This window comes from Coleofasciculus sp. D1-CHI-01 (assembly GCF_040218875.1).
Classification (GTDB): Bacteria; Cyanobacteriota; Cyanobacteriia; order Cyanobacteriales; family Coleofasciculaceae; genus Coleofasciculus.
Map to the genome: position 1 here is coordinate 1 of NZ_JAVJQP010000126.1, position 25,014 is coordinate 25,014.

Annotated in this window: 21 protein-coding genes and 2 pseudogenes; 18 read left to right on the forward strand and 5 right to left on the reverse strand. The window is 43.5% G+C overall.

Translation table 11 applies throughout. The features are described 5' to 3' along the window. The first annotated feature begins 231 nt into the window (after nt 1-231). Nucleotides 232-1,086, forward strand: coding sequence for a hypothetical protein (locus tag RIB93_RS22455; protein WP_446375795.1), 855 nt, complete (start codon nt 232-234; stop codon nt 1,084-1,086). A gap of 83 nt (nt 1,087-1,169) precedes the next feature. On the opposite strand, the gene RIB93_RS22460 is transcribed toward RIB93_RS22455, so the two are convergent. Next, complete coding sequence (locus RIB93_RS22460; RefSeq protein WP_446375797.1) at nt 1,170-2,729, reverse strand: hypothetical protein; 1,560 nt, start codon at nt 2,727-2,729, stop codon at nt 1,170-1,172. A gap of 576 nt (nt 2,730-3,305) precedes the next feature. On the opposite strand from RIB93_RS22460, the gene RIB93_RS22465 reads away from it, so the two are divergent. The 8 genes and pseudogenes from RIB93_RS22465 to RIB93_RS22500 all read left to right on the forward strand — a co-directional run bounded on the left by RIB93_RS22465 (nt 3,306) and on the right by RIB93_RS22500 (nt 12,941). Further along, a complete protein-coding gene (locus RIB93_RS22465; protein ID WP_446375799.1) occupies nt 3,306-3,437 on the forward strand; it encodes a DUF2283 domain-containing protein in 132 nt (43 codons plus the stop codon). 216 nt (nt 3,438-3,653) lie between these two features. Beyond that, nucleotides 3,654-5,387 carry an LIC_10190 family membrane protein gene (locus RIB93_RS22470; RefSeq protein WP_446375801.1) on the forward strand — a complete coding sequence of 578 codons (1,734 nt, stop codon included), beginning with the start codon at nt 3,654-3,656 and terminating at the stop codon, nt 5,385-5,387. 232 nt (nt 5,388-5,619) lie between these two features. Continuing rightward, on the forward strand, nt 5,620-6,981 hold the full coding sequence (locus RIB93_RS22475; RefSeq protein WP_446375803.1) for a TMEM143 family protein: 1,362 nt from the start codon (nt 5,620-5,622) through the stop codon (nt 6,979-6,981). A gap of 344 nt (nt 6,982-7,325) precedes the next feature. Continuing rightward, complete coding sequence (locus RIB93_RS22480; protein ID WP_446375805.1) at nt 7,326-7,793, forward strand: helix-turn-helix domain-containing protein; 468 nt, start codon at nt 7,326-7,328, stop codon at nt 7,791-7,793. 5 nt (nt 7,794-7,798) lie between these two features. Next, entirely contained in the window at nt 7,799-8,359 is a 561-nt protein-coding gene (locus RIB93_RS22485) for a PIN domain-containing protein (protein WP_446375807.1), read from the forward strand. 159 nt (nt 8,360-8,518) lie between these two features. Continuing rightward, nucleotides 8,519-9,676 (forward strand): annotated as a pseudogene (locus RIB93_RS22490) (N-6 DNA methylase); the annotation flags it as partial. A gap of 31 nt (nt 9,677-9,707) precedes the next feature. Continuing rightward, nucleotides 9,708-10,403, forward strand: a pseudogene (locus RIB93_RS22495) (type ISP restriction/modification enzyme); the annotation flags it as partial. Nucleotides 10,404-10,877: 474 nt separating this feature from the next. Then, a complete protein-coding gene (locus RIB93_RS22500; protein ID WP_446375809.1) occupies nt 10,878-12,941 on the forward strand; it encodes a prolyl oligopeptidase family serine peptidase in 2,064 nt (687 codons plus the stop codon). Between the two features lie 106 nt (nt 12,942-13,047). On the opposite strand, the gene RIB93_RS22505 is transcribed toward RIB93_RS22500, so the two are convergent. Next, on the reverse strand, nt 13,048-13,398 hold the full coding sequence (locus RIB93_RS22505) for a Mo-dependent nitrogenase C-terminal domain-containing protein (RefSeq protein ID WP_446375811.1): 351 nt from the start codon (nt 13,396-13,398) through the stop codon (nt 13,048-13,050). Between the two features lie 91 nt (nt 13,399-13,489). Here RIB93_RS22505 and RIB93_RS22510 point away from each other — a divergent pair, with 91 nt between their 5' ends. The 4 genes from RIB93_RS22510 (at nt 13,490) to RIB93_RS22525 (ending at nt 18,343) form a co-directional block, all read left to right on the forward strand. Then, a complete protein-coding gene (locus RIB93_RS22510) occupies nt 13,490-13,693 on the forward strand; it encodes a hypothetical protein (protein ID WP_446375813.1) in 204 nt (67 codons plus the stop codon). A gap of 450 nt (nt 13,694-14,143) precedes the next feature. After that, a complete protein-coding gene (locus tag RIB93_RS22515; protein WP_446375815.1) occupies nt 14,144-14,767 on the forward strand; it encodes a hypothetical protein in 624 nt (207 codons plus the stop codon). A gap of 268 nt (nt 14,768-15,035) precedes the next feature. Next, nucleotides 15,036-15,419, forward strand: coding sequence for a response regulator transcription factor (locus tag RIB93_RS22520; protein ID WP_446375817.1), 384 nt, complete (start codon nt 15,036-15,038; stop codon nt 15,417-15,419). Between the two features lie 698 nt (nt 15,420-16,117). After that, nucleotides 16,118-18,343 carry a WD40 repeat domain-containing protein gene (locus RIB93_RS22525; protein ID WP_446375819.1) on the forward strand — a complete coding sequence of 742 codons (2,226 nt, stop codon included), beginning with the start codon at nt 16,118-16,120 and terminating at the stop codon, nt 18,341-18,343. 245 nt (nt 18,344-18,588) lie between these two features. Here the strand turns inward: RIB93_RS22525 and RIB93_RS22530 are convergent, their stop codons facing one another. Further along, nucleotides 18,589-19,443 carry a class I SAM-dependent methyltransferase gene (locus RIB93_RS22530; RefSeq protein WP_446375821.1) on the reverse strand — a complete coding sequence of 285 codons (855 nt, stop codon included), beginning with the start codon at nt 19,441-19,443 and terminating at the stop codon, nt 18,589-18,591. A gap of 380 nt (nt 19,444-19,823) precedes the next feature. Here RIB93_RS22530 and RIB93_RS22535 point away from each other — a divergent pair, with 380 nt between their 5' ends. From RIB93_RS22535 to RIB93_RS22555, 5 genes are all read left to right on the forward strand, one after another. Continuing rightward, nucleotides 19,824-21,098, forward strand: a complete 1,275-nt coding sequence (locus RIB93_RS22535) for a sulfatase-like hydrolase/transferase (protein WP_446375823.1) — start codon at nt 19,824-19,826, stop codon at nt 21,096-21,098. A gap of 118 nt (nt 21,099-21,216) precedes the next feature. Continuing rightward, nucleotides 21,217-21,615: a hypothetical protein gene (locus RIB93_RS22540; RefSeq protein WP_446375884.1), complete on the forward strand. Its 399-nt coding sequence runs from the start codon at nt 21,217-21,219 to the stop codon at nt 21,613-21,615. Between the two features lie 163 nt (nt 21,616-21,778). Then, complete coding sequence (locus RIB93_RS22545; protein WP_446375825.1) at nt 21,779-22,519, forward strand: Rpn family recombination-promoting nuclease/putative transposase; 741 nt, start codon at nt 21,779-21,781, stop codon at nt 22,517-22,519. Between the two features lie 96 nt (nt 22,520-22,615). Beyond that, nucleotides 22,616-23,494 (forward strand): Rpn family recombination-promoting nuclease/putative transposase, encoded by an 879-nt coding sequence (locus RIB93_RS22550; RefSeq protein WP_446375827.1) that lies wholly within the window; start codon nt 22,616-22,618, stop codon nt 23,492-23,494. An 85-nt stretch (nt 23,495-23,579) separates the two neighbouring features. Further along, complete coding sequence (locus RIB93_RS22555; protein WP_446375829.1) at nt 23,580-24,377, forward strand: PhzF family phenazine biosynthesis protein; 798 nt, start codon at nt 23,580-23,582, stop codon at nt 24,375-24,377. Nucleotides 24,378-24,471: 94 nt separating this feature from the next. Here the strand turns inward: RIB93_RS22555 and RIB93_RS22560 are convergent, their stop codons facing one another. Beyond that, nucleotides 24,472-24,780 carry a DUF1830 domain-containing protein gene (locus tag RIB93_RS22560; RefSeq protein ID WP_446375831.1) on the reverse strand — a complete coding sequence of 103 codons (309 nt, stop codon included), beginning with the start codon at nt 24,778-24,780 and terminating at the stop codon, nt 24,472-24,474. 28 nt (nt 24,781-24,808) lie between these two features. Further along, nucleotides 24,809-25,006 carry a hypothetical protein gene (locus tag RIB93_RS22565; RefSeq protein WP_446375832.1) on the reverse strand — a complete coding sequence of 66 codons (198 nt, stop codon included), beginning with the start codon at nt 25,004-25,006 and terminating at the stop codon, nt 24,809-24,811. Between the last annotated feature and the right edge of the window lie 8 nt (nt 25,007-25,014).

A 25,014-nucleotide genomic window follows, 5' to 3' on the forward strand; every position in this document is an offset into this window, starting at 1 on the left:
ATCCTTGCTACGCAAGAATCATGGAGATTAAAAAAAGCAATTCTAATAAAACAGGCTTTTGATTCTGTTAGAGCCTTTGCTACTTAAGGGTTTAAGCTCATTTAAATTGCTAATTTGCCATAACCAGTCTAAGAGAGCCAAATTTTCCTGCTAATTTTAGTACTGGGGAATACCCTTGAGTCATTTCTAGTTGCTGCATTGGTTTTGTTGGCTTTTGGCTATAAAACAAGAATGGCGACTGTCTCTGTCCTGTTAATTGGCGGTTTGCTGGAAGCGTTATCGGCGGCTGTAGATGGGAAAAGAACGTTGCTACCTATGGTATTTTATATTCCCTTCTTCATGTCTATCATTAACGCTTGGGGACACACCTACTCCATAGACTCAATGCTCAGGAGACACAAAAGTGGAACTCAGGTTGATCCTCACGCTTCTAATTGGGACTATTTCTTGCCTGCTCGCGCCCTGCTTATCGTTTTTTCAATCTTATTCTTCGGTTCGGCAGTTTTTAAGATGGGTTTTGGAGGTGCCTGGCTTAGGCACTCTGATATGATGGCTAACTTTTTTCTCAATAGAAATATTGAGGCGGCAATATACAATTTACATTTAAATAGGTTGGCTCCCTTTATTTCTCAAATGCCATTAATATACCTGGCGGCACATGTCAATACACTTGTTTTTGAAACCTTTTTCTTTTTGTCTGTGATCAATCGAAAGGTAAGAGACCTGATTGTATCCATGACACTGATATTTCATGCTATTAATGCACTCTGGCTAGTCGTAACGACTACGCCTATTTTAATCGGATATTGCCTATTTATTGACTGGCAGGCAATTAAAGATTTTTTCTTTCCCTCTCGCAGACAAGAATTGGGCGATCCTACGGTATCGCCAAAGGTGTTAACGTTTCTAGCGCTCTTTGTAGCAACTATCTTGGGCTTGCTATGGCACAGTGACTTAGGAATCCGTACTTTGTTTCATTTGAATGGTCTAATTAATTGGAGAACGATTTGGTATCCAGTTCTTCCTCTTGCTTTAGCGTGGTTTGTGGCTACACTGATTCGTTTCCGCCAACCAGCCAGGACTTGATCATTTTTGTTCAATTGGGGTTGCTCAACGGAGTACTGCTATTAATTAGTTAGAGAGGATTGAACTAATTCTGTGCTTGTGACTTACCCAAAACCACAGAACCATAGCGTCGTGCCAATAGCGAGAATTAATACTAATCCCCAAACAATCAAGAAGACTAGGGAAACTTTACCTAAATCCGGATTATTGGCAGCCTCTTGACGAAGAGTAAACGGGAGAAAATTGAGGTGATTCAAATGGTTTAAATAGGGTCTCTTGTCCGGATTACTATTGACACAAAACTTAGACAATGAGCCGTTGCTCAAACAAACAATATTAATCAAACGCTGACCAATACGTAATTCAAGCCGAGACCCCGGCATTCCTACGTTAGCTTGATAAATTTCTAAGTTCATCGGCATTGCCACCGACGCAATTTGGAATAGAATCGCTAATGAGAGGATTCCTCGTAGTAGCCACACTTTTACCCCTTTAGCCGATAGAAGATGCTGGATAAACAGACCCGTCAGGGGAATAAGTAATAGGTGAACAGACGTCAGATGATACCTTGCTCCCCAAGCGCTATCCCCGTGCCAAAAACTGAGACGACTGGTGAGAATGATATGGATACCCACGTTGAGGATTCCCGTCACCAGATACCACTGTAGGTAGGGAGAAAGTCGCCGCCAAAATCTAATCGCTAACACCAAGCCCGGTAGTAATAATGGATCATAAATAAAAATACTTTTGGCTGGCGAAAAAAACACGCCCCAGAGTCCAGGATATCGATTTCTGGAAAACTCATCAGGCATATCAATTTTAGGTGCATTCGATGAATTTGATTCGGGGTTGATTTGATGCAATTGTAAGCTTTGTCCATGGGTTAAAAAATTACCATAGCGAATGTAGTCCAAAAGGCGTCCGAGGAAAGCTAAGGGAATAAAACCGACAATCCACAATCCAATGACTTTAATAACTTTGCGCGTATTCCGATTTTGATAAGCAGCACAGCCGAATAAGAACAAGACTACGGTGAAGGCATGAATAGCACTGGTCACCCGGATCAGCATAGCTGCCCCCAGTGCTAGTCCACTCCAGATCAGAAAACGAGGGTTTTGGCGCAGTAGAAAAGCCAGTGCATTAGCGTAACCGAGAGTAACAAATAGCAGGACTTGATTATTCTGATGATGAACTTGAGAGTAATGCAAAACTGTTGTCCCCAGTAACCAAGCAATACTCGCTAAACCCGCGATTCGTTCTTCAAATTTAAACAGTCTAAGTAACCAGAAACAGGAGACAACAACCGCCACGTTTAAAGGGATAAAAATTAACAGACTGACAACTAAAGCTCGAAAATCCTTCGCGGGTAATATGGGAAACCATTGATGAAGCTGAGTTCCTAACCAGTCACCCGGAAGCATCAGCATAGACTGTCCCGGTTCATAGGCGATGTAACGCTTACCCCCAACGCCGACGACTCCTAAACGAATGTCGGTTCGTCCTCTGGGTTTATAATCGGGAGCAACTTGTACTTCTTCGGTTCCTGTCCACCAACTATGAGCCATCTGCAACCTGAGTTCTGTATCTAGAACACCCAATGTTCCTGAGTTGATGACGGTAATCCATAAGAAGGCAATCAACGTTATCTTGGAAATTGTTTTCATGTAGCCTACTGGTTACCTGTTGCATGGTTGATGGTTCATGGTTGATGGTTCAAATTTTTGGGGAGATAGTTCCAAACAGGGTGCGATTAACGCTACAACTTGATTAGCGATCGCCTCATCGCCGCCGTCTGGCTAAGAATTGTTGCCCTGTGTGTCTCCCTGCTGGCAACCTTCCTGAGCTTATTGTACTACAAGATACACGTCAAATTGAAGTACAACATACGGGATACAAAACTATATACTATGTGAATCCGGCGCAATTTTATAGAATTGGCAGACTATTTAAAAGCTTGGGAACTCGATGAGTAGAATACACAGAAAGGCAGATTGCTTGGACAAGACATGCACAGGAGCGTCAGCAACAATGGTAACAACGATTAGAGAGCACTCGCGAAGAACTTGAAACAGTTTTGATGAATCCTCAACAAGTTATAGTAGAAGATAATGTCTTCATTGCACAATCTAGGCGTGGAGGGGGTTTACTGAGAGTTATCTTTGTTGAAATTGGTAACACCAAACGAATTTTGACCTTGTACTGGACAAATCAAGTCAATCGATACTGGCAGGGGTAAACTGATGAATGTTAAATATGATTCAGATGCAGATATTCTCATCTTTGTTTTGCGTGATGCTTTTCCAGCCAATGCTATTTCTGAACCAGGAGGCGTGATTGTTAGTTATGACGAAACTGGTAAGTATGTCCTGTAGGGGCGAGTCGCTGGATTATCTGGTATGGGAAAGCCTATTAATTTGATCGACTCGCCCTCATCGGTCATCTGGAAGCCTATAACAATGTGGCACTAGCAATAAAATTGCTACAGTCCACGCGGTCTAATAACGTACCTTTTGGGCGTAAAGTAGATGAAAATGAGAAATAGCAACGATCGCGCTAGTCATGACTAGAGGTGCTGAATGCTTTATTTTATGATTACCTGGCTTTTTCTGATTGGTGTTTGTTTCTCAATTGGCACAGCTATTGTGAATCGGTTGAAAGCCGATCGCATTGATCGTAGAGGCGATCGCTTCATCGCCGCCGTCTGGCTGGGAATCGTTGTCCTGTGCGTCTCTATGCTGGCAACCTCCCTGATTTTACCGTTATCCAGCGCCGTTGGCTTTGTCCTTGTCGTCGGTTTAGTCGCCGTATCTCTTCTGTCTCAGTCAACCCGGCGTGAACTGGCTGCGGTGCGCTCATTTCTTTCTCCCAGCTTTATCGTTGGATTTATTACCTTAGAATTAATTATTGCCGCTTTTACCAGTCAAAAAATAGTCTGGTTTGACACCGGACTTTATCACTTTGGTTCTATCCGTTGGATGTCTCAATTTGGCGCGGTTAATGGATTAGCACTCATTCATGGTAAGTTTGGCTTTACCTCTTCTTGGTTTGCTCTCGCTGCACCACTTACATCGCCAATTTTTGGCAGTCGAGTCAGTGCAATTACCAATGGTTTTGTCTTCCTTATCGCTATTTTACAATCTCTAATTACGCTGAATCAAATAGTCAGCCGCAAAGGACGCTTATCGGACTGGTTTTTACTGATATTTTCAGCGATCGCCATTCTCGTTTATACAGGAACCGTGTTGACGGGTTCACCAATACTTATTTCATTTTCCCCTGATGTAACCGTAGCGTTTCTTATTGGCGTGACAGCCTGGTCAATTCTAGTTATTTCCAACAGCGCTCAGTCTTCGTTAGGGAATAGTGATGGCAAAATGCCTCTCTTCGATGCCAAAACTATTCCCCTAATCCTATCAGCCGGAGCCGTAACTGTTAAGCTTTCGGCGCTACCTCTGCTCCCCATAGGATTTCTTTTTTATCTGATGGGTAATCAGTTGGAACTACAAATTAAGCGGCTATTGACAGGCAGTGCTATTACTCTATTAATCCTATCACCCATGGTTTTATATAGCCTGACCACATCCGGATGCCCCCTGTATCCTTCAACCTTTATGTGCCTAGACCTGCCTTGGTCAGTTCCCATCGAAGAAGCCATAAAGGAAACTAAGCCCATCAAGTTTTGGTGGGTGTTTTCGGATTCAAATGAGTCGGGAGTGACAGCTATAGCTTTAGGTGTTTGGCGATGGCTAAAAGGTTCGGTTAAGTCTCAAATAATGGCGTTTATCACAATTTTTGTTATTGTTTTCTCTATCCCTATATTCCGAAACTTTAGAAAACACCTCAAATTAGGGACTACCTGGATAGTATTATTGGGATTACTCGGCATTACATTTATTATGCTGCAAAGTCCTTTAATTCGGTTTGGCTTGGGCTATTTTCTGCTTATTCCAGCTTTATTTGGGGCGATATATGGTCAAACTTTGTTTGAGAAAATTCCCTCTAAATTGACCCAGCCGCTGTTTCGATTCACTCATACCCTAAAACAACCTCAAACAATCCTGTTGACTTCCCTATTTTTCCTTGGCTTAACTACCGTTGGTCTGATTCAGGGCAATGCTCAATCACGATTGATTTTACCTCCTCCCTTACCCAGTGTTAATCTAGTATCTGATCAAGTAAATGATGTGACTTATGTCTATCCAGCCGACTGGACAGTCCGATGTTGGGCATCTCCGTTACCCTGTTCAGCCGTACCGATTAAAAATATCAGGCTTCGCGACCCGTCACAAGGAATTGGTGCTGGGTTTGTGTCTGTCAAATAAGTACCTGGACATCAATTTTGTCGGACTGAGTTAAAGATTGTCAAAACCATGCTCTCTTTCCGAAGCGAAGGGTCAAAACTCTCGCACTCAGTCGGGGCGGGTTTAGTTACATCTAGGTGCTAAGGACAGGATAGTGGTGAAACCCGCCCCTACACAATCACGCGCCATGTCCGACTAGCGAAGCGAAGGATCATTTCTGTTCCCTGTTCCCTAGTCTCAACCGTAAACTTTAATGCAAGTCCGACTACTTAGTCTATTGTCAGATATGGCGACTTATCAAGACCGAGAAGCGTTTATTCCCTATCGCCGCAGCGACTTAATCGAACTGTGCCTAGACGATGGACAGTTGCCTCACGAGAAGGTGCAACAGTTCCGAGAATTCTGCACGCTACTTTCCGCCTATTATCATTTTAAATTTCATGCTTATTTGGAACGGTTAAAGGATAATTATGATCCGTTCAACCCTGATGCTGATACTCAATCGAGGATTGAACTCACTCCCGATAAGTTAGCCGAACGCGAAGCGAATGTGGTGACCGACTTTCAGACGATTCTCGAACGCGCCAATTATGTGCCTCTATCTCCGAATAGTTTACAACGCGCCTTTAAAGAAAAGTCCTTAATTCAACTGAAAACTGATGTTGATTTTGATGAATTTGGCCAACTCGTCTGCTACTGTCGCGGAGATTATGAAAAAACAATTCAGGTTAAAAAGTTTTTAAAGAAAAAAGACAAAACAATAAATCTTTTTGAACGAGTTGTTTTATTGATCAAATTCAAAGACGCCGATTATTTCAAGTACAAAGGCGATGAACTAGATTCTCTCCAGTTCACACCAGGGAAGATGTATCTCTATTTTTACAAGAATATCCCTAAGTTTGACTTGGAACTCCTTTTCCCCAATATCAAAATTAGCATGACCTGGAAAGACCGCCTCTTCTTAATCGTTCCGGCTATTGGCGCTGCTATTCCAGTCATCTTGAGAGTTCTGCCTAAACTTCTTGTTGTGATTGCAGCTATTTTATTTTTTACCATGGGACCATCGGTTCTGGACACGATTCAGGCAAGTGAAGAGGATGTCCGGGATATTATGCCCGTCCTCGTTGCTGTGTTATCGCTACTGGTGACATTAGGGGGTTTTGCCTATAAGCAGTATAGCAATTATAAGAGTAAGCAGATTAAATTCCGCCAAACTGTGACCGAAACCCTGTTTTTTAAGAATATGGCAAATAATGCCAGCGTGTTTCATGCCTTAATTGATGCGGCGGAAGAGGAGGAATGTAAAGAAATTATTCTAGTTTATTACCATCTTTTAATTAGCCAGAATCCCCTAACTCCTGCACAGTTGGACAACCGAATTGAAAGTTGGATGGATAATAAGTTTGGCACAAAGATTGATTTTGATATCAATGGTCCGATTCATAATTTAGAGAATATTCGGGGTAAACTGATGCAAGATGGCAAAGATACGGCAAGTCTCCCGGAAATTCCGTTATTGACGAAAGATAAGCGAGGATGTTGTCAGGTTCTGCCTTTAAATGATGCTAAACGATTAATCGATTACATTTGGGATCATATCTTTCTCTATACCTGAATCATTACAGCGCTTCGCGCTCTTATGGAGTACAGTATTAGCCCGCTATCCCTCAAACTGCTAGATTGATGTTGTACCTCATAGCAGAGGAAAGCGCTGTAAGCTTCGCTGAGGGAACGGGAAACAGGTAATAGGTTGAGTGTGGAACAAGTGGCGGAGGCATTAGGGTTTGAGGTGAAAGACGTGAGAGATTTCTGTCAAACGTAACTTTTGTTTCGGATATTGCGATTATCTGGCGGTATCGTTATACTGAATGTATCTTTTACCGTGTATACACGGTGTAAATAGGGTTTATATACTGTACTTCGGTACTTACACCTAATTCTTTATCTTACGCAAGAATCATGCCGAAAGAACATAAGACTTCTGTGCAGTTTATGGCTGAGGAGCGTGAAACATCACATATCAAACGGTTAGAACGCCTTTTGAATGCACAGAAATCACAGCCCCGATTGGTAGGAAGCAGCGGAGAAGAGATTCTACTGCCTGATTCTGTCTACCAAGCACTACGGCAAGTCATACACGCAATGGCATCTGGGCAAGGGATAACCCTTGTTCCCAATGATCGTGAAATGACAACTCAACAGGCGGCTGACTTCTTAAATATGTCGCGCCCTTATCTGATCAAACTGCTGGAACAGGGAGACATCTCTTACACAAAAGTTGGAGCGCATCGGCGTATTCGCTCCCAAGATATCATGGCATACAAGCAACAACGAGATGCTCAACGTCGCCAGCACCTCAGTGAATTTACGGCTTTCCTGGAGGATGAAGGGTTTTATGATCAGGAAAGTCATGAAATCGAGCGATAAATATTGTGCTTCATCGAGTTGTTTTAGATGCTTGTGTTATTTTTCCAATGCCCTTGTGTGATACTTTACTCCGTGCGGCTGAAGCAGAATTTTATCGTCCTTACTTTTCCCAAGAAATACTAGATGAGGTGACTCGTAATCTGGTCAAGCAGGAAAAAATGACAGAGGCTAAAGCAGCACGATACCAGTCACACATAAAAAGTGCATTTCCAGAGGCAATGGTTGAACTATCTGATCAGTTAGTCAACCTGATGACCAATCATCCGAAAGATCGCCATGTTGTGGCGGCTGCGGTCAAGGCAAAAGCTGAAGTAATTGTTACCTTCAACTTGAAGGATTTTCCCCAGAATTCTCTTGAACCTTTTGGGGTTGAGGCACAGCATCCAGACGATTTTTTGCTTGAGCTTTGTGAAAATTGTACAGCAAGCTCACTGTTACAGATTATCAAAGAGCAAGCAGAAGCTCTTAAACGACCACCCCATACTGTGAAGGATATACTCAGGAAGTTAAGTAACCAAGTCCCTCTTTTTGTAGAAAGGATACTATCTCAGGAGGGACAATATTGATCAGTAGAAAGAAATTAACCAGAGAGGGGAATCGGGTGTGGGAATGTTCCAGAGGTGTCATGGTACATCTGTAGGGGCGGGTTTTACTATTATCGTTTCTTCGCCTAACCCCGATGTGACTAAACCCGCCCCTACATCATGGCGACTATTCCACTTCCCATTCTGTTTGAAGACTCCCAAAGTGCTGTCCTGATTCAGCACAGTCGAGAGCAGTTGCGCGTCTCTATGAGAGATGCCGAAGCCTTGGATGGTCTGATTACCACTTTTGTGGAATACGAACGCCCAGAAGTGCGGGACTTTCGCTCTGCTATCAACAAGTTTAAAGAAGACATTCCCCACATTCTGAAAGCTCTGCGGGACATTATCACTCAACAGGAAGCCAGCAATAGAGAATTTAGGGAACGCCGCAACACTTTTCTGGAAGTCTGTCGCCAGTCTATCAACCCCGAAATCGAGATTTTTGACATCCATGAGATGTTAATTCAGCACATTCTTACGGAGGATATTTTTACCAATATTTTCCATGAGTCACAGTTTCATCGGGAAAACAATATTGCGCGGGAACTGTCGGAAATTATCAACACGTTTTTCACGGAAACCATTCGTAGGAATACTCTCAAGAGTATTGAACACTATTATGTGGTGATTCGTCGTAAGTCAGAAAACATCGCTAACCACCACGAAAAGCAGAAGTTTCTCAAAGCAGTCTACGAGAATTTTTACAAGGCGTATAACCCCAAGGCAGCAGATCGGTTGGGCATTGTCTACACGCCTAATGAAATTGTCCGCTTTATGATTGAGAGTGCGGATTATCTTGTGCATAAGCACTTTGGCAAATTACTGAGTGATCCGGGGGTGGAGATTCTTGACCCTTGTACGGGTACGGGAACCTATGTGACCGAACTGATCGAATATTTGCCGCCAGATAAGCTGGAACATAAATATAAGTACGAAATCCACTGCAATGAAGTGGCGATTTTGCCTTATTACATTGCTAATTTGAATATTGAATTTACCTATCAGCAAAAGATGGGGCAGTATGAAGAGTTTAAGAATATTTGCTTGGTGGATACGTTAGAGCATTGCGGATTTGAAGGGAAGCAGATTGATCTATTTGCTATGAGTGTGCAAAATACAGCACGAATCCAGGAGCAAAATAGTCGTAATATTTCAGTGATTATTGGAAATCCACCTTACTATGCAAACCAAAAAAGCGAAAATGATAATAATAAAAATCGTTGTTACAAAGCAGTAGACGAGCAAATTCGCAAAACTTATGTTGCCGATAGTACTGCTCAAAAGCTTAAAATCTACGATCCGTAAGAATTGTTTTATTGCGTGTAGTAATGGTCGAACCAAACCATTTGGAACTTTAGCTACAAACCAATGTGTAGACTTACACCTAATTGGTGACACAATTTGTCTTCCCCTCTATCGCTATGACGAAAACGGGAACCGCATCGACAACATCACCGACTGGGGTTTAACCCAATTCCATAAACACTACAACGACACCACTATCACCAAACAAGACATCTTCCACTACACCTACGCCGTTTTCCACCATCCCGCCTACCGCACCAAATACGAAATCAACCTCAAACGTGAATTTCCCCGCCTACCCTTCTATGTTGACTTCCATAAATGGGCAACCTGGGGCAAAGCCTTGATGAATCTGCATCTTACCTATGAAACCGCCGAACTTTACGGTTTAACTCGCAACGAAATCGCCACCAAAGCCACCCCTAAAGTCAAACTCAAAGCCGACAAAACGAAGGGCGTGATCATCTTGGATGAAAACACCCAACTCACAGGTGTTCCCGCTATTGCCTGGGATTATAAATTGGGCAACCGCTCCGCTCTAGAATGGATTCTCGACCAATACAAAGAGAAGAAACCTAGAGATCCTACCATCCGCGAAAAATTTAATACCTACAAGTTTGCCGATTACAAAGAACAGGTGATTGATTTGCTCCAACGAGTCTGCACTGTCAGCGTTAGGACAATGGAAATTATCCAACAAATGCCAGAAGATTGTATCTGAAACACTCATCGAATACTGCAATGAAGCAATTATCCCCACTCTAAATCATTCCCCTAACAGTCATCGGCATCCTGACCTTTCTGTAATTCGCGATCGCTCTGACTAAATTCTGTGCTATTCATTCCATCGGGGATTGGATACCGATAGAACTTTGATTAAATTAAATAATACACTTCCCAGTTAACATCGGTGGGTTACGGCGGATTGTTCATTAAATGGTTATCGCTTCCGTTTAAATCCCGCCTAACCCACCCTACGTTACTTGTGTTCTGGTAAACTGTTCGGCATTTAGACCTTAATGTTAACAATGGTGAAATCTTTGTAATGCGAGCCGGAAAGCTCGCTACTAATACCCAATTTAAATGCATGACAACTTATGGTAATCTTTACGCGATCGCACCCCATCCTCCACACGCTTCCTAACCCTTCCCCAAAGAGCGCTACACTAGAAAACGCTGCCTCACATTCGAGACTATGCCATCTTCTCACCAACCTCTGACCTACCCTACCACCCGCCAAGCTGATCAAGTAGACAACTATCATGGCACGAACGTCGCTGATCCCTATCGCTGGTTAGAAGATCCCGACTCTGACGAAACCAAAGCCTGGGTAGAAGCGCAAAATAAAGTCACCTTCGGCTATCTCGAAGACATCCCCCAACGGGAATCCCTGAAGCAGCGCATCACCAAACTCTGGAATTACGAAAAATATGGCATTCCCTATAAAGAAGGGAACCGCTACTTCTATTTCAAAAATAACGGACTGCAGAACCAAAGCGTTCTCTACACCTTAACCTCTCTCGATGGAGAACCCAGACTCCTGATTGACCCCAATACCCTCTCCGAAGACGGGACTATCGCCCTATCAGGTATCGCGATTAGTGACGACGGGAACCGCATGGCGTATGGTTTATCTACCTCCGGTTCCGACTGGCAAGAATGGAAAGTGCGGGATGTGGAAACCGGAGAAGATTTATCCGATCATCTCAAATGGGTGAAGTTTTCCGGTGCATCTTGGACAACGGATAATCAAGGCTTTTTCTATAGCCGTTATGACGAACCCAACGATGCCACAAAATTAGAAGATGCTAATTATTATCACAAACTCTATTATCACAAACTCGGCACAGACCAATCCGATGATCAGTTAATTTATCATCGCCCTGACCAGAAAGAATGGATGTTTAATGGATCAGTAACAGAAGATGGGCATTATCTGATTATTTATGTTAGTCAAGGAACTGATCCAAAAAATCTGGTTTTCTACAAAGACTTACAAACTCCCGATTCTCCTATCGTCGAATTAATTTCAGAATTTGAAGCGAATTTCAGTCTGATTGATAATGACGGGTCAATCTTCTGGGTTCAAACTGACTTAGACGCCCCACGAGGTCGGGTGATTGCCATTGATATTCATAACCCAGAACGGGAGAACTGGCAAGAACTGATTCCCCAAGCTGAAGAAACATTAGAAGATGTCGGTGTTCTGAATAACCAGTTTGTCGCCGATTACCTCAAAGATGCCCGTTCTTCGATTAAGATTTTTGACCTCAATGGTGCCTTTGTTCGGGAGGTGGAATTACCGGGAATTGGTTCAGCCGGGGGATTTGGCGGGAAGCGGTATGATACGGAAACCTTTTACGTATTTACCAGTTTTACCACCCCAGCCACAATTTATCGCTACGATATGGTAACCGGGGAACGTTCCCTATTTCGCCAACCAACCGTAGACTTTGATCCGACTCAATACGAAACGCGGCAAGTGTTTTACCCGAGTAAGGATGGGACACAAGTGCCGATGTTTATTACCCACAAAAAGGGGTTAGCATTGGATGGCTATAATCCCACCTATCTCTATGGTTACGGTGGGTTTAATGTCTCCCTAACTCCCAGCTTTTCGATTAGTAATCTGGTGTGGATGGAGATGGGAGGCGTGTATGCGATTCCGAATCTCCGAGGCGGTGGAGAGTATGGCGAAGATTGGCATCAAGCGGGAACAAAGCTGAACAAGCAAAATGTGTTTGATGATTTTATTGCGGCGGCGGAATGGTTAATTGAGAATAAATATACTCGTCCGCAAAAACTAGCAATTGGTGGCGGAAGTAATGGTGGTTTATTAGTCGGGGCTTGTATGACTCAGCGTCCTGATTTATTCCGTGCTGCACTTCCTTCTGTTGGGGTTCTGGATATGCTGCGCTTCCATAAGTTTACGATTGGTTGGGCATGGTGTTCTGATTTTGGTTCACCGGAGAATCCAGAGGAGTTTAAGGCGCTTTATGCCTATTCTCCGTTACATAATCTCAAGCCAGGAACGGCTTATCCAGCCACATTAATTACGACGGCGGATCATGATGACCGCGTGGTTCCAGCCCATAGTTTCAAATTTGCAGCAGCGTTACAAGCGGCACATTCTGGGGATAATCCGGTCTTAATTCGCATTGAAACTAAGGCGGGTCATGGTGCGGGAAAACCGACGGCTAAGATTATTGAAGAGATTGCCGATAAGTGGGCATTTTTGCAGCGAGTTATGGATGTATAGTAGAAGGCAGAGGGCAGAGGGTTCTAAGGCAAAAGAATCTAAGTGTTCAAGGGAGTTACTGAAGTAGATTTGGTATGACGAATGACGAATGACCAATGACAAATGATTAACAATAAGCACTGATATCTTCCCCACATTGATCAGCCAAGTAGCACAGGGCGCGAAAGCGAAGGCTAACAAATTCATCATAGAAAGGATTGAGTTTGCACAAGGGAGGAATGTGAGCAACCCGACGCCCAAGGAAACAGATATCGCGTTCAAAGGGACATTGGGCGGGAATCATTTTGCAGAAGAATCTAGCTTTGGTGGGGTTGTGAATTTCGATGTTCTCTAACCATTGCTTGATGGTTTGCAGTGGCTTGATGGGTTGTTGGGGCGAGGTGGGAGGGGTGATGGGGTTTGTCTTGGCTTCAACAGGGGTGGAATTGATCAGTCCGTTTTGGTAGGTGGTATACATGGTTGGATTTGCTCCGTGTGTGTGGTTTGTTTGTCTCTATTCATAATTTAACCCAATTTAGCGGCGGTGCAAATATAAAAAACTATTATCATTGATTAGCTCTGCTTGTAGGAATCGTCCTGTTGGGGGCAGATTGGCGGTGGGGGAAGCAGGGGGAGCCGGGGAAGCGGGGGGAGCGGGGGAAGCAGGGGAAGCGGGGGGAGCGGGGGGAGCGGGGGGAGCGGGGGGAGCAGGGGAAGCGGGGGAAGCAGGGGAAGCAGGGGAAGCTGAGGGAGCAATGATACATTTTCCCTGATAGCGGTGTAAGGGTATGAAAGAGTTTTACCTTATGTCCTTGAAGATGATCCAATGTCCATGTTACTCAAAGCATTGATAGATAATGGTTTTGGAGTTGTGCAGTAAACCCTAAGTAGGAAATCTCCTATGAATTAAAAGTTGGGCGAGTCGCCAACTTTAAGTGTTTATAACTTTAAGTATTTATATTTCCGTGGAATATTGTACTGATCGCAACACTTTATAATAGTAGTTATTAAGCTAGGGTGCGCGATGATGATGTTAACGTTACCAGTACCTGTTGCTTGTCAGCGTTAGAACACTGAGAACTGAAGCTAAAAGATGATTCAGATTACCGGACTAGATGGGACATGTTCTTGGTCAAATCTGGCGCTGTTGGCGTGGTAAAGGATTAAGGTTTGATCCTTGGCTTCGCTCAAGAACAGGGTTTTGATAATAAGGATAATTCGCAATGAGACAACTCTACAGCAAATCTTGGTTCATTGGCGCGATCGCGACTGGATTAATGAGTACTCTGGCAACGTCTGTGCAAGCTCAGGATATCTTTGATAATCGGGCAGTGCAATTCCCAGAGGATACGATTGTGGAATTTGAATTCCTGCAATCTCATGGCTCATACCTAGCCGCGTTTGGTGTACGGAATGAAACAACCGGGGAAGAAACGATTCTGTTTCAGGAAGTCAAACCCTATGATGCTTTTGGCACAAACCAGCCGATACAAAGCTCTCGTGGTCAAAATGATCTGGGAACGCAAGCGGATTTTGTCGGAACAGTTGAGGGGGGAACGATATCGAATCAATTCAACGAGTTTATGTTTAAAGCCAATAACCGCTATGTTTTCTTTCTTGAATCCGTAAGTCCTACGGGTCAAACCCGACGTCGTATTGTTTCGACCCAAAACTTGGCTCAGTTTAATGGTCGTTTGGACGGGGGGAGAAAGGGTACTATTACAGGAAGTCGCGTGTCTTGGGAAGATGGGGGACGGGTAGAAGTTGGCAGTGATGATGATTTCGATGATTTTGTGATTGAGGCAGGGGGATATTTAATTGATTTGAATTGTCCGCCGATTCGGTAATCTTAAGTTTATATGACGGATGCCTGAGTGATTGTTCCAGAGGTAGTCGGCTACCTCTGGAACGTCCCCATCTCCCTTATCCTCCTGAGAGAAGCGAAGGAACAGCGGTGCAGGGTACGTCACGAGCATTCCTGCACCCTGCACTCCCAAATTCAGCCAGATTGCGGAACTTGAGTGACCTGAAATCAGCCTTATGACCATATTTTGTCGCTCAGAGGAAATGTTATAATACCTGAAAGCTAGAGAGCCATAGTAGGTATAGGTTGTTATGAGTACAGTGTTAGTCGTAGAGGACGATCTCACCCAACAACATTTGCTCTCTAAGCTGCTTGAGCGTGTAGGGCTGACAGTGATTGCGGCTGGGGATGGTGTGGAGGCGCTGGAGAAAATTCAGCAGTTTCGCCCAAATTTGGTGATTTTGGATATTGTCCTTCCCCGGATGAATGGCTATGAAGTCTGTCGTCGTCTGAAATCGGAACCTGACACTGAGAATATCCCAGTGTTAATGTGTTCGGCGAAAAAAGAGGATTTTGACCGCTACTGGGGAATGAAGCAAGGCGCGGATGCTTACCTAGCCAAGCCTTGTCATCCCCAAGAAATTGTCGAGACTGTAAAGAAATTATTAAAGTCCCATCATCAAGCTGCTAGCTGATGGGCAATCGTCATTCGTCATGGCTTTAGTTATATTTACAATTAACTAATTCTAGAACTTAACATTAAGTCAGGGCAGGTTTAGTCACATCTGGGAAGACAATGATAGGAGTAAAACCGCCCCAGAAAGAAGCGCCAGAAAGACGCGCCATGGCACATCTCTACATTCAACACTCAAAACGTCCTAACCCCACAGATTGCAAAAGCCCTGCCAACACATCAGGATGAGTATGACGTAATTGTAGCGCGATCGCGAGTGACTCATGCCAAATTCAGGCTTCTGCATAGAGTTGGGCTTGCTGGAGGAAATCTCCTGTCTCCAACTGACTGACGGACTAATTCTGTGGCTAATTCTCGACGCTACTCTATTTTTGAAGAGGTAGAATATAATAAGTATAAGTAGCACCGCTCTAAATACAGCGTTTTCCGACTTGCTCATCTGTTCGGCATTTAATTAAACCTTATAAATGCCAAGAATGGCAAAATCCTTGTAGTGCGAGCATCTTGCTCGCTGCTAATACCCAATTTAAATGCATGACAGCTTATAATCCACCAACACAAGAGTAGGAAAAAACTATTTCCTGGTGACTGGACTACACTGTGTTAGAAAGTGCTGTAAATCCTAGCTCCAAGCTTAACAATTCACGGGGCAGACCATTTTTCCTTAAAAAGTAAGTTGCATACACCCTCTAGAAGTCTTTGAGAGGAAGATGTATTGATCGCATCTACAGTGCTTTGTCTGACGCCGAACAACTCGCGACTCAGAGAATTTTCCTCAAGTTAGTTGATATTGGCACAGATACAAAATCTGGAACAGACTGGAAACCTGTACGACGACGCGCTAACCGCTCAGAATTTAGCGCTCCACTGGAGCAAACTGTTTTAACTCAGTTAGTGAATCAAAACCTGCTGGTGAGTAATCGGGTAAAAGAGTCTCAAGACAGTACAATCGAGATCGCCCATGAAGTGTTACTTACCTCTTGGAAAACTCTAAATACTTGGATCACGGAAAACCGTCAGGCGATCGCCCTGCGTAACCGTTTGAACGATGATGTGATTCAGTGGCAAAAGACACAATCATCGGAGGATTTGTGGTCAGGATCTCGCTTAGAGCAGGCTTTAGAACTGAGACTGAATGAAACTTTTAATCAGGTTCTTGGAGGGTTTAGTCCAACCACAAACCAGTTTTTAGATGAAAGTCGGGATAAGCGCGATCATCTGGAAAAAGAGAAGCTGAGAAGGACTCAGTTAACAGCGATCGCTGCTGTCATAGTCGCAGCGTTATTAGGCGTTTTCTGGTTAAGAGCTGAACGATTGCGCCAGGAAACCAAACTAAGACAAGATATTGCTACGGCTAGAAATTTACTCATAACACAACCAACTCAAGGTTTGGTATCAGCAATTCAAGCAGTTGGCGCAAGTTACTCTAATTTTACTGATTTATTAGGAGCTGCTGAATCCAGTCTTTATAGCGCATTAGAAGCATCCAGAGAAGTTAATATTCTTCGAGGGCATGATGGAGCAGTTACTTCTGTAGCAATTAGCAAGAATAACCTCATTGCTAGTGCAGGAATTGATGGCAAGATTTGCCTTTGGAAAAAAACTGCCGATAATTCACTCGGTTGTCAAAAGTTGCAAGATCATAGCGGAGCAGTATTGACCATTACTTTCAGTCCTGATGGAAAAAACCTGGTAAGTGGTGGGGAAGATGGACAAATTTTGGTATGGAATCTAGAAAATTACGCTGCATCACCTATTTTACAAACTCCGAACTCACCCATTCGGGCTTTGGTGTTTCATCCACAACACAATAATACTCTCTACAGTGGTGGGGATGACGGTACGGTAAGGGAATTCAATATTAATCCTAGTCAAGACAGTGCTGATGTTCGGGTGATTGGTAATCGTCCAGGTGCTGTGACTGCGATCGCTGTCAATCCTGAAGGGAAGACTCTTGTAGTAGGAGGAGAAGGACATTCCTTAAGACTTTGGAATTTGGAAAGACTAGATATTGAACCACAAATATTAAGTGTAGTAGGGCGTAATGAGCCAGAACTGGCAGATATGCGACAAGTTGTTGGGCAAGTAACATCTATCGTTTTTGCTAAAGATACATCGAATCATCAGTTAATTGCTAGTACAGCACTGGGGAATGAACCCCATCGAGATACTATTCACATCCTCAGCATTGACCAGTCAAATGATTATACTCAACCAGTTAGTATCCAAGCCCATGAGTTTAATTCCTATGCATTAGCTTTTAATCCTGAAAATAACCAAATAATTAGTGCTGGCGATGATGGAACTATAAGATTTTTTCAGTTTTCGTATAGATTTAATAAATGGAATGAGCTTGACTATCCATTACTAGGGCATAGCGGTGGACGCATCAATGAAGGAAAAACTGATTTATTGAATAGATATGGAGGCTTAGAACAGCCTAATATAAACACTCTAGCTCTTAGTGATAATTATAATACTATTGTCAGTGGTGGAAATGATGGAACTGTTATAATTTGGGATATTGAACCTTTCACTGGCATTAGAAAATCAAAAGTAATTGACGATATTAAAGGGTATGAATTAAAGACGGTAAAGGTTAATATATACGAGTCGATTGATGATCCCATTCGGCGGTTTAACCCCTCTGATTTAAATACAGGATGGTTAGAAATAACCCAGGAAAGAGCATATTTAATATTACGAAAAGTTGCAGATACATCAGCCGAACCCAAATTTAACCAAAAACTCTATCCTGAATATTTTTTCAGTGATGATGCCCAATATATCGCAACGGTAGATAAAAATAACAACATCCAAGTTCTTGACAAGCAAGGAAATGCTTTAGGGTCGGATTTTGCTATTGGTAATGGCATAAATACAATCGCACTGAGTTTCGACTTCCTTCCAAGTTTTACCAGGTAGATGGGATACTGTTTTAGATATTGCCTGTCGCCGCCTTCGTCATCATCCTATCCTGACTAATCCCCAAGATGAGATTGCCAGAAGTGCCAGGGAAACGTGTCAGAGTTATGCTCCAAGCTGGCAAGCCGAATGATTGAAAAAGGTGTTAATGCTTGGTCAAAGTATTGGTGATTTGGCGTTTGTTCTGTGGGCTAAGAAATAGAGCGATCGCGTCGGCTCGTAGTTGCGCTGTGTTCGCCGACAATTCATTTGATCGCCACACCAAAATACTCTATGCCATGTTTGGCGCTTGACCCAACTAAATCAGGAGCGTTTGTCCATTGCACTTCCTCCAGGAATCCCCCAAGTTGCTCAGGCAGAATACTCCACAGCCATGGTTCCCCACCTACCTTGAGAATCCAAAGCACAAGTCCCGTCCAATCGCCAGCATCGGGCTGTCCGTCCGCACCCGTGCCAACATAGGTAAAGGCAATCCGACTCCCGACACCGGTCATCGCCGCACATTGGCGAAACAACTCCTGGGGAGCTGGGGGAGACAGATACATCAGCAGACCTTCAGCGATGATCACGGTAGATGCGGTTGTATCCCATAATCTATTAGTCTTCAGAACATCGACCAGTTTTCGTTGACCGAGATCCTCTGCCAACAAATAAAGATTCTCTCTGTCACCCATCCGTTCAATTCCCTTTGCTTTCAAGACGGCTGTGCCAGGATGATCGATCTCAAAAAAGTTAACCTCTGTAAATTCCGATGCCAGACGCCAACTCAAGGTATCATATCCGGCTCCCAAGACAAGAACCTGTGACGCCCCGGAACGAATTCCTTCCCTCACCTGACGTTCACAGAACGCTTTTCTATGTCCAAAGGCTTCAAATTGTCCTTTCATCATCCAGTCAAAAGCCTCGTACACCCAAACCATTCTGCGGGAACGAGACCATTGAACGGCAGTGGCACTAACCGCACCCGATGCTACCAGTAAATCTGCGGTGGCGTTGACAATTCCGGCTGGCAGTATCCTGTCCATTCCGGGCTTCGCACCCAGAGTGACAATGTTCAGTGCTACCTTACGCGCTGTGTTACTGGGTTGATCTTTGTACATTTAAACTTACCTATCAGAAAAATAACATTCAAAATTGCTAAGTAGTCGGACAAAAGAAAACGGCACTGTACTAAGTGCAAGTAAACAAGCCTCAAATCCTTACAAATGACGCAGCTTGCTTCTCGCTCTCGCGAGTACGACGAACGACGAATGACGATCTCCACCGTTCACGTTAATTATGTCCACCCACTTACAAGGCTAGTTGTCAAGATTTTTTAACGACTCCTGGGTATAATTCCTCACGATTGCGCTGGTGATAGAGGTTTGGTAATATTACACCTATTTAGGACTCGCGATCGCCAGAGTAACCCAGACCCTAGGACGTCGTCAAAATCAAGAACTTTATCGGCACTGATTTATTCATAGAATTAACCAATCAAATGACCTATCATTCATTGTCTAGACGTTCTTTTATTCAGTATGCCGTGGCGGGAACCGCCACGGTAAGCCTATTAGGGAGTTGCCGCCAAAAGCGATCGCACTCTCAATCTCAAGACTTGGAGTTGCCGCCTTTATCTCCCCAAGCCGATGGTTACAACATTTTGTTCATCTTCACCGATCAAGAAAGATATTTTCGTCAAAAACCATCAGGACTCACGTTGCCCGGACATGAACGGTTACAACAAACTGGTATTACGTTCCACAATCACTACACCTCATCAACGATGTGTACTGCATCACGATCAGTGCTTTTAACGGGGCTATCGACTCCAGTCAATGGTATGTTTGAAAATACCGATGTACGTTACGTTTCTAATCTATCCACTGACATTCCCACCTATGGGCATCTACTCCGTAAATCTGGCTATTACACTGCCTATAAAGGAAAGTGGCATCTCAGCCGTGATTTTGAGTCCGAGCATAAACCTTTAGATTTAACTCAGGCAATGGCAGAGTATGGCTTCTCAGACTACTACGATCCTGGTGATATCGTTGGTCATACTTTAGGCGGCTATCTCAATGACCATTTAGTAGCAGGAAGCGCAATTCGTTGGCTACGAAATCGTGGGCGTATGCTGAATGATCCTGATGTAGAAGGAGGGCAAAACTGTCAGGCGTTAACCTCCCATATTGATCTAGTTCCCACATTCCTGTCTCTGGCTGGAGTGAAGGTTGAGGAACAAGCTGATCTAGTAGGAAGCGAGTTACCGGGTAAAGATTTGACAACTTTATTGAGCCAACCCGAACAAGCCTCTGTCGATGCAGCGCGTGACAGTATTTTATTTACCTATAGCGGTTTAATGACCAATGACAGTGAACTGGTTCGCTTTCTATCTATTGTCAAAGATGAAGATGGAGGCATAAGAAAAGCGATTAAAGAAGGAACTCGCCCCAATCTGAAGAAAAGAGGTAGTCTTCGCACGGTCTTTGATGGTCGATATAAATTCACTCGATATTTTTCTCCCACTGAACATAATCAGCCCTCAAGTCTCGAAGATTTATATGCTGCCAATGATGTGGAGTTATTTGACTTAAAGGATGATCCACAAGAAATGAATAATCTTGCTCTAGACAAGTCTAAAAATGAAGATTTACTTTTATCAATGAACCAAAAGCTACAACAGCGGATTCAATCCGAAATTGGAAAAGATGATGGGAGTGAGTTGCCCAATGTCCCTGGGATTAACTGGTCGTTAGCCAAAATAGACTTGTAGTGTAGCTCAGTCACTTGTCTGCTATTGGAGATTTGTTAGCAACGTCTAAGGAATCGGATTTGGTATTAATTGTCATCCTCCAGCGATAAACTGGATTAATTATGAGAACTCTAAAGTGATGAATAATGATGCGATCAATACTGCCCTAAACTATCCTTGGACAGCCCGATATGCCAAGTTTCTGGCGTTGATTCTGCTCTACGGAGCTACCGTTCACATTAGCAACATCGCCGGATTGACGGGGACTCCTTGGTTATCTACACCACTCCTCTGGCGCGTCATGGATATTACCTTGTTGCTCTTTGATGTCGTGACAGCGATCGCTCTTTGGTGCGGGTTAGCTTGGTCGGTGTGGCTCGTGTTTGGCGGTATTACCCTGCTTCAATTTTTGCCTTATACGCTGTTGCGATCGCATTTTATCCTCAAACCTGAAGATGCCCAAACCTTGAACGGACTGTTGGAGACAGAAGCCTTACTCCTGATGGTTTTTGCACTGTTGCTGTGCTTGAAGAAATAGGGCGATCGCTCATCAGATAAAATTTTGCATGAGTTAAACATCATCAGAATCCTATATTTAGATTACTCTCAATAAACCACTATAATAATTAAGCCGCTTATCTTGAAATAATAGGACGAAATCTGTCAAAATAGATTCAGTAGACGTTTTCCTAAATACCGTTATGCCTCCAACCCATATCCGATTTGATTGGGCGATTAAAAAACTCCTGAGAAACAAAGCCAATTACGGTGTGTTGGCAGGTTTCTTGAGTGAGTTATTGAAAAAAACGATCGCGATCCAATCAATCCTCGAAAGTGAAAGCAATCAACAAGACGAGGCGGACAAGTTAAATCGAGTCGATATTCTTGCGGAAAATGACCAGGGAGAATTAATTCTGATTGAAGTACAAAACAGTACAGAGCAAGATTATTTTCATCGGATGCTTTATGGCACATCCCGATTAATTACCGACTTTCTGGAAAAAGGAGAGGCTTACGGGAAGGTCAAAAAAGTCTATTCAGTAAATATCGTCTACTTTTCACTGGGACAGGGAGATGATTATATTTATCAAGGTAGATTGGATTTTCTGGGCTTGCATCTAGAAGACAGGTTGGGGCTATCAATAAACCAGCGAAAGCTGTTTAATATCCAAGAGGTATATGAGATATTCCCGGAGTATTATGTAATTAAAGTCAACAACTTTAACGAGGTAGCAAAGGATACCTTAGACGAATGGATATATTTTCTAAAAAAGAGCCAAATCAAAGAAGAATTTACCGCCCAAGGATTAGCAGAAGCGAAGGAAAATTTACTCGTTGATAGTTTGAGTGAAGAAGAAAGAGCCAACTACCTAAGATTTATGGAGAATCGGCGCTATGAAATCAGTCTAATAGAAAGTTCACGCTCAGAGGTTCATTTATAACCTGTACTCTTGTCCTAAAGATTGAACCACTTATCTTGAAAGAATAGGACGAAATCTGTCAAAATAGATTCAGTAGACGTTCCCATCAATGCCGTTATGCCCCCAACCCACATCCGATTTGATTGGGCGATTAAAAAACTCCTGAGAAACAAAGCTAATTACGGTGTATTGGCAGGTTTCTTAAGCGAGTTATTGAGGAAATCGATCGCGATCCAATCCATCCTCGAAAGTGAAAGCAATCAACAAGACGAGGCGGACAAGTTAAATCGAGTCGATATTCTTGCGGAAAATGACCAGGGAGAATTACTTCTGATTGAAGTACAAAACAGTACAGAGCAAGATTATTTTCATCGGATGCTTTACGGCACATCCAGATTAATTACCCACTTTCTGGAAAGAGGAGAACTTTACGGAAATGTCACAAAAGTCTATTCAGTGAATATCGACTACTGTTCTTTGGGACAGGGAAATGATTATATTTACCAAGGCAAATTCTATTTTCGTGGTCTTCACTTAGACGATAAGTTAAGGCTATTAATCAAGCAGCAGGAGTTGTTTAATATCCAAGATGTCTATGAGATTTTTCCAGAGTATTATGTGATTAAAGTCAACAACTTTAACGAGGTGGCGAAGGATACCTTGGATGAATGGATATATTTCCTGAAAAAGAGTCAAATCAAAGAAGAATTTACCGCCCAAGGGTTAGCGGAAGCGAAGGAAAATTTACTCGTCGATAGTTTGAGTGAAGCAGAAAGAGCCAACTACCTGAGATTTATGGAGAATCGACGCTACGAAATTAGCCTAATAGAAAGTTCACGCTCAGAGGGAAGATTGGAGGGTTTAGAAGAGGGCATGGAGCAAGGTAAACAGCAGGAAAAGATTAACATAGCCAGAATCTTAAAACAACAAGGAACTGATCTTGACACAATCACAGCAGCAACAGGACTGACTAGAGAAGAGATTGAGCAACTGTAAATCATTTGAGTCTACAATCTATGCCAGTAAGATCCGCGAATTCTTTGAGAAATTGGGGATCTGGTAATCACTGACTGCTGAAACTATGAACCAGCCAATCATTCAAGTCGATGCCTTCACCTGTACCCCGTTTAAGGGTAATCCAGCCGCTGTCTGTGTTTTGCCGACTCCCCAACCGGATAGCTGGATGCAGAATGTGGCACAGGAGATGAATCTGTCTGAAACTGCCTTTTTGGTTCCCCAAGAGGATGGGTTTAATCTGCGTTGGTTTACCCCGATAGTAGAAGTCCCCCTTTGTGGTCACGCGACCTTAGCTAGCGCCCATGTGTTGTGGTCAGAGGGTTATCTGTCCCCGGAGAAACCCGCCCGTTTTTATACTCAAAGCGGGATACTCATCGCCCAGCGTCAGGGTGAATGGATTGAGTTAGATTTTCCGGTGAATCATTCCCAACCCATAACCGCCCCCCCAGATCTTGCGTCAGCGTTAGGCGTACCGATTCAATCAGTTTGGCAGAATTCTTTGGGCTATTTGGTGGAAGTGGAATCGGAAGAGATGGTGCGACATCTACAGCCCAATTTTGGCTTACTCAAAACTTTACCGATATCTGATGTTATTGTTACCAGTCAGACTGATTCGGGTTCGGAGTATGATTTTGTTTCTCGTTTCTTTGCACCGGGGTTAGGGATTGATGAAGATCCGGTGACGGGTGCAGCCCATTGTTGTCTAGCACCGTTCTGGCGCGATCGCCTGAATCAAGATGAGTTCTTAGCCTATCAAGCCTCCCATCGAGGCGGGGTAGTCAAGGTACGTTATACCGGGAGCGCTCGCGTCATTCTGGGCGGACAAGCGGTTACTGTGATGCGGGGGGAATTGACGGGGTAATGGAGAATCAGACGACTTAGTAGCGAGCAAGATGCCCGCACTACAAGGATTTCGTTATGATTGACATTACGGTTTAAATGCCGAACGGCTTACTTCATAACCTCGCTCTCTCTAGATATTCTAGATATATATATAAAGGAGAAGGCGTTTCTGCTTCCTCTTGCACTTGCAAGAAATCGCACAGAATCGTAGCCGCTAAATCTGCCACGCCAAATCTCTTTTTATAGACTTCTAAATGAGCGTGGGGAATCGCTTCAAACAGGAGGCGCTGTTGGGGAAATAGAATCCGCTCAAAGTACCAATTGGGAATATCGGTGATCCGAATGATCTGAATCTGTTTGCTAGTATTTGTATAGTAACAGAGAATTCGATTGGTGTATTCAGTCGGTAAGGAATTAAACATGGGAAGTGATACCACAGGAAGGAACAAATTATCGATGCGTTAAGCCACAGTCCACCCCATCGAGGTGTTCAGCATAGGTGGCAAAGGGGGAAATAGCTAAAGGACAAGCTTTCCATTTTCCCTGTACAGCCACGCCTAGCTGTTGACAGTAACCTCCCCAGCCTTTTTGGGGTTGATAGTGACCGCAATGACGACAGATTGATACTGCATAGTTTATGGTTCTCATGATTTGAT

Coding starts and splice junctions, on each gene's coding strand:
- RIB93_RS22535 (WP_446375823.1), top strand. CDS start 19,824: ATGACCTATCATTCATTGTCTAGACGTTCTTTTATTCAGTATGCCGTG.
- RIB93_RS22480 (WP_446375805.1), top strand. CDS start 7,326: ATGCCGAAAGAACATAAGACTTCTGTGCAGTTTATGGCTGAGGAGCGT.
- RIB93_RS22470 (WP_446375801.1), top strand. CDS start 3,654: ATGATTACCTGGCTTTTTCTGATTGGTGTTTGTTTCTCAATTGGCACA.
- RIB93_RS22530 (WP_446375821.1), bottom strand. CDS start 19,443: ATGTACAAAGATCAACCCAGTAACACAGCGCGTAAGGTAGCACTGAAC.
- RIB93_RS22555 (WP_446375829.1), top strand. CDS start 23,580: ATGAACCAGCCAATCATTCAAGTCGATGCCTTCACCTGTACCCCGTTT.
- RIB93_RS22455 (WP_446375795.1), top strand. CDS start 232: ATGGCGACTGTCTCTGTCCTGTTAATTGGCGGTTTGCTGGAAGCGTTA.
- RIB93_RS22460 (WP_446375797.1), bottom strand. CDS start 2,729: ATGAAAACAATTTCCAAGATAACGTTGATTGCCTTCTTATGGATTACC.
- RIB93_RS22520 (WP_446375817.1), top strand. CDS start 15,036: ATGAGTACAGTGTTAGTCGTAGAGGACGATCTCACCCAACAACATTTG.
- RIB93_RS22475 (WP_446375803.1), top strand. CDS start 5,620: ATGCAAGTCCGACTACTTAGTCTATTGTCAGATATGGCGACTTATCAA.
- RIB93_RS22505 (WP_446375811.1), bottom strand. CDS start 13,398: ATGTATACCACCTACCAAAACGGACTGATCAATTCCACCCCTGTTGAA.
- RIB93_RS22560 (WP_446375831.1), bottom strand. CDS start 24,780: ATGTTTAATTCCTTACCGACTGAATACACCAATCGAATTCTCTGTTAC.
- RIB93_RS22565 (WP_446375832.1), bottom strand. CDS start 25,006: ATGAGAACCATAAACTATGCAGTATCAATCTGTCGTCATTGCGGTCAC.
- RIB93_RS22550 (WP_446375827.1), top strand. CDS start 22,616: ATGCCCCCAACCCACATCCGATTTGATTGGGCGATTAAAAAACTCCTG.
- RIB93_RS22465 (WP_446375799.1), top strand. CDS start 3,306: ATGAATGTTAAATATGATTCAGATGCAGATATTCTCATCTTTGTTTTG.
- RIB93_RS22515 (WP_446375815.1), top strand. CDS start 14,144: ATGAGACAACTCTACAGCAAATCTTGGTTCATTGGCGCGATCGCGACT.
- RIB93_RS22540 (WP_446375884.1), top strand. CDS start 21,217: ATGAATAATGATGCGATCAATACTGCCCTAAACTATCCTTGGACAGCC.
- RIB93_RS22500 (WP_446375809.1), top strand. CDS start 10,878: ATGCCATCTTCTCACCAACCTCTGACCTACCCTACCACCCGCCAAGCT.
- RIB93_RS22545 (WP_446375825.1), top strand. CDS start 21,779: ATGCCTCCAACCCATATCCGATTTGATTGGGCGATTAAAAAACTCCTG.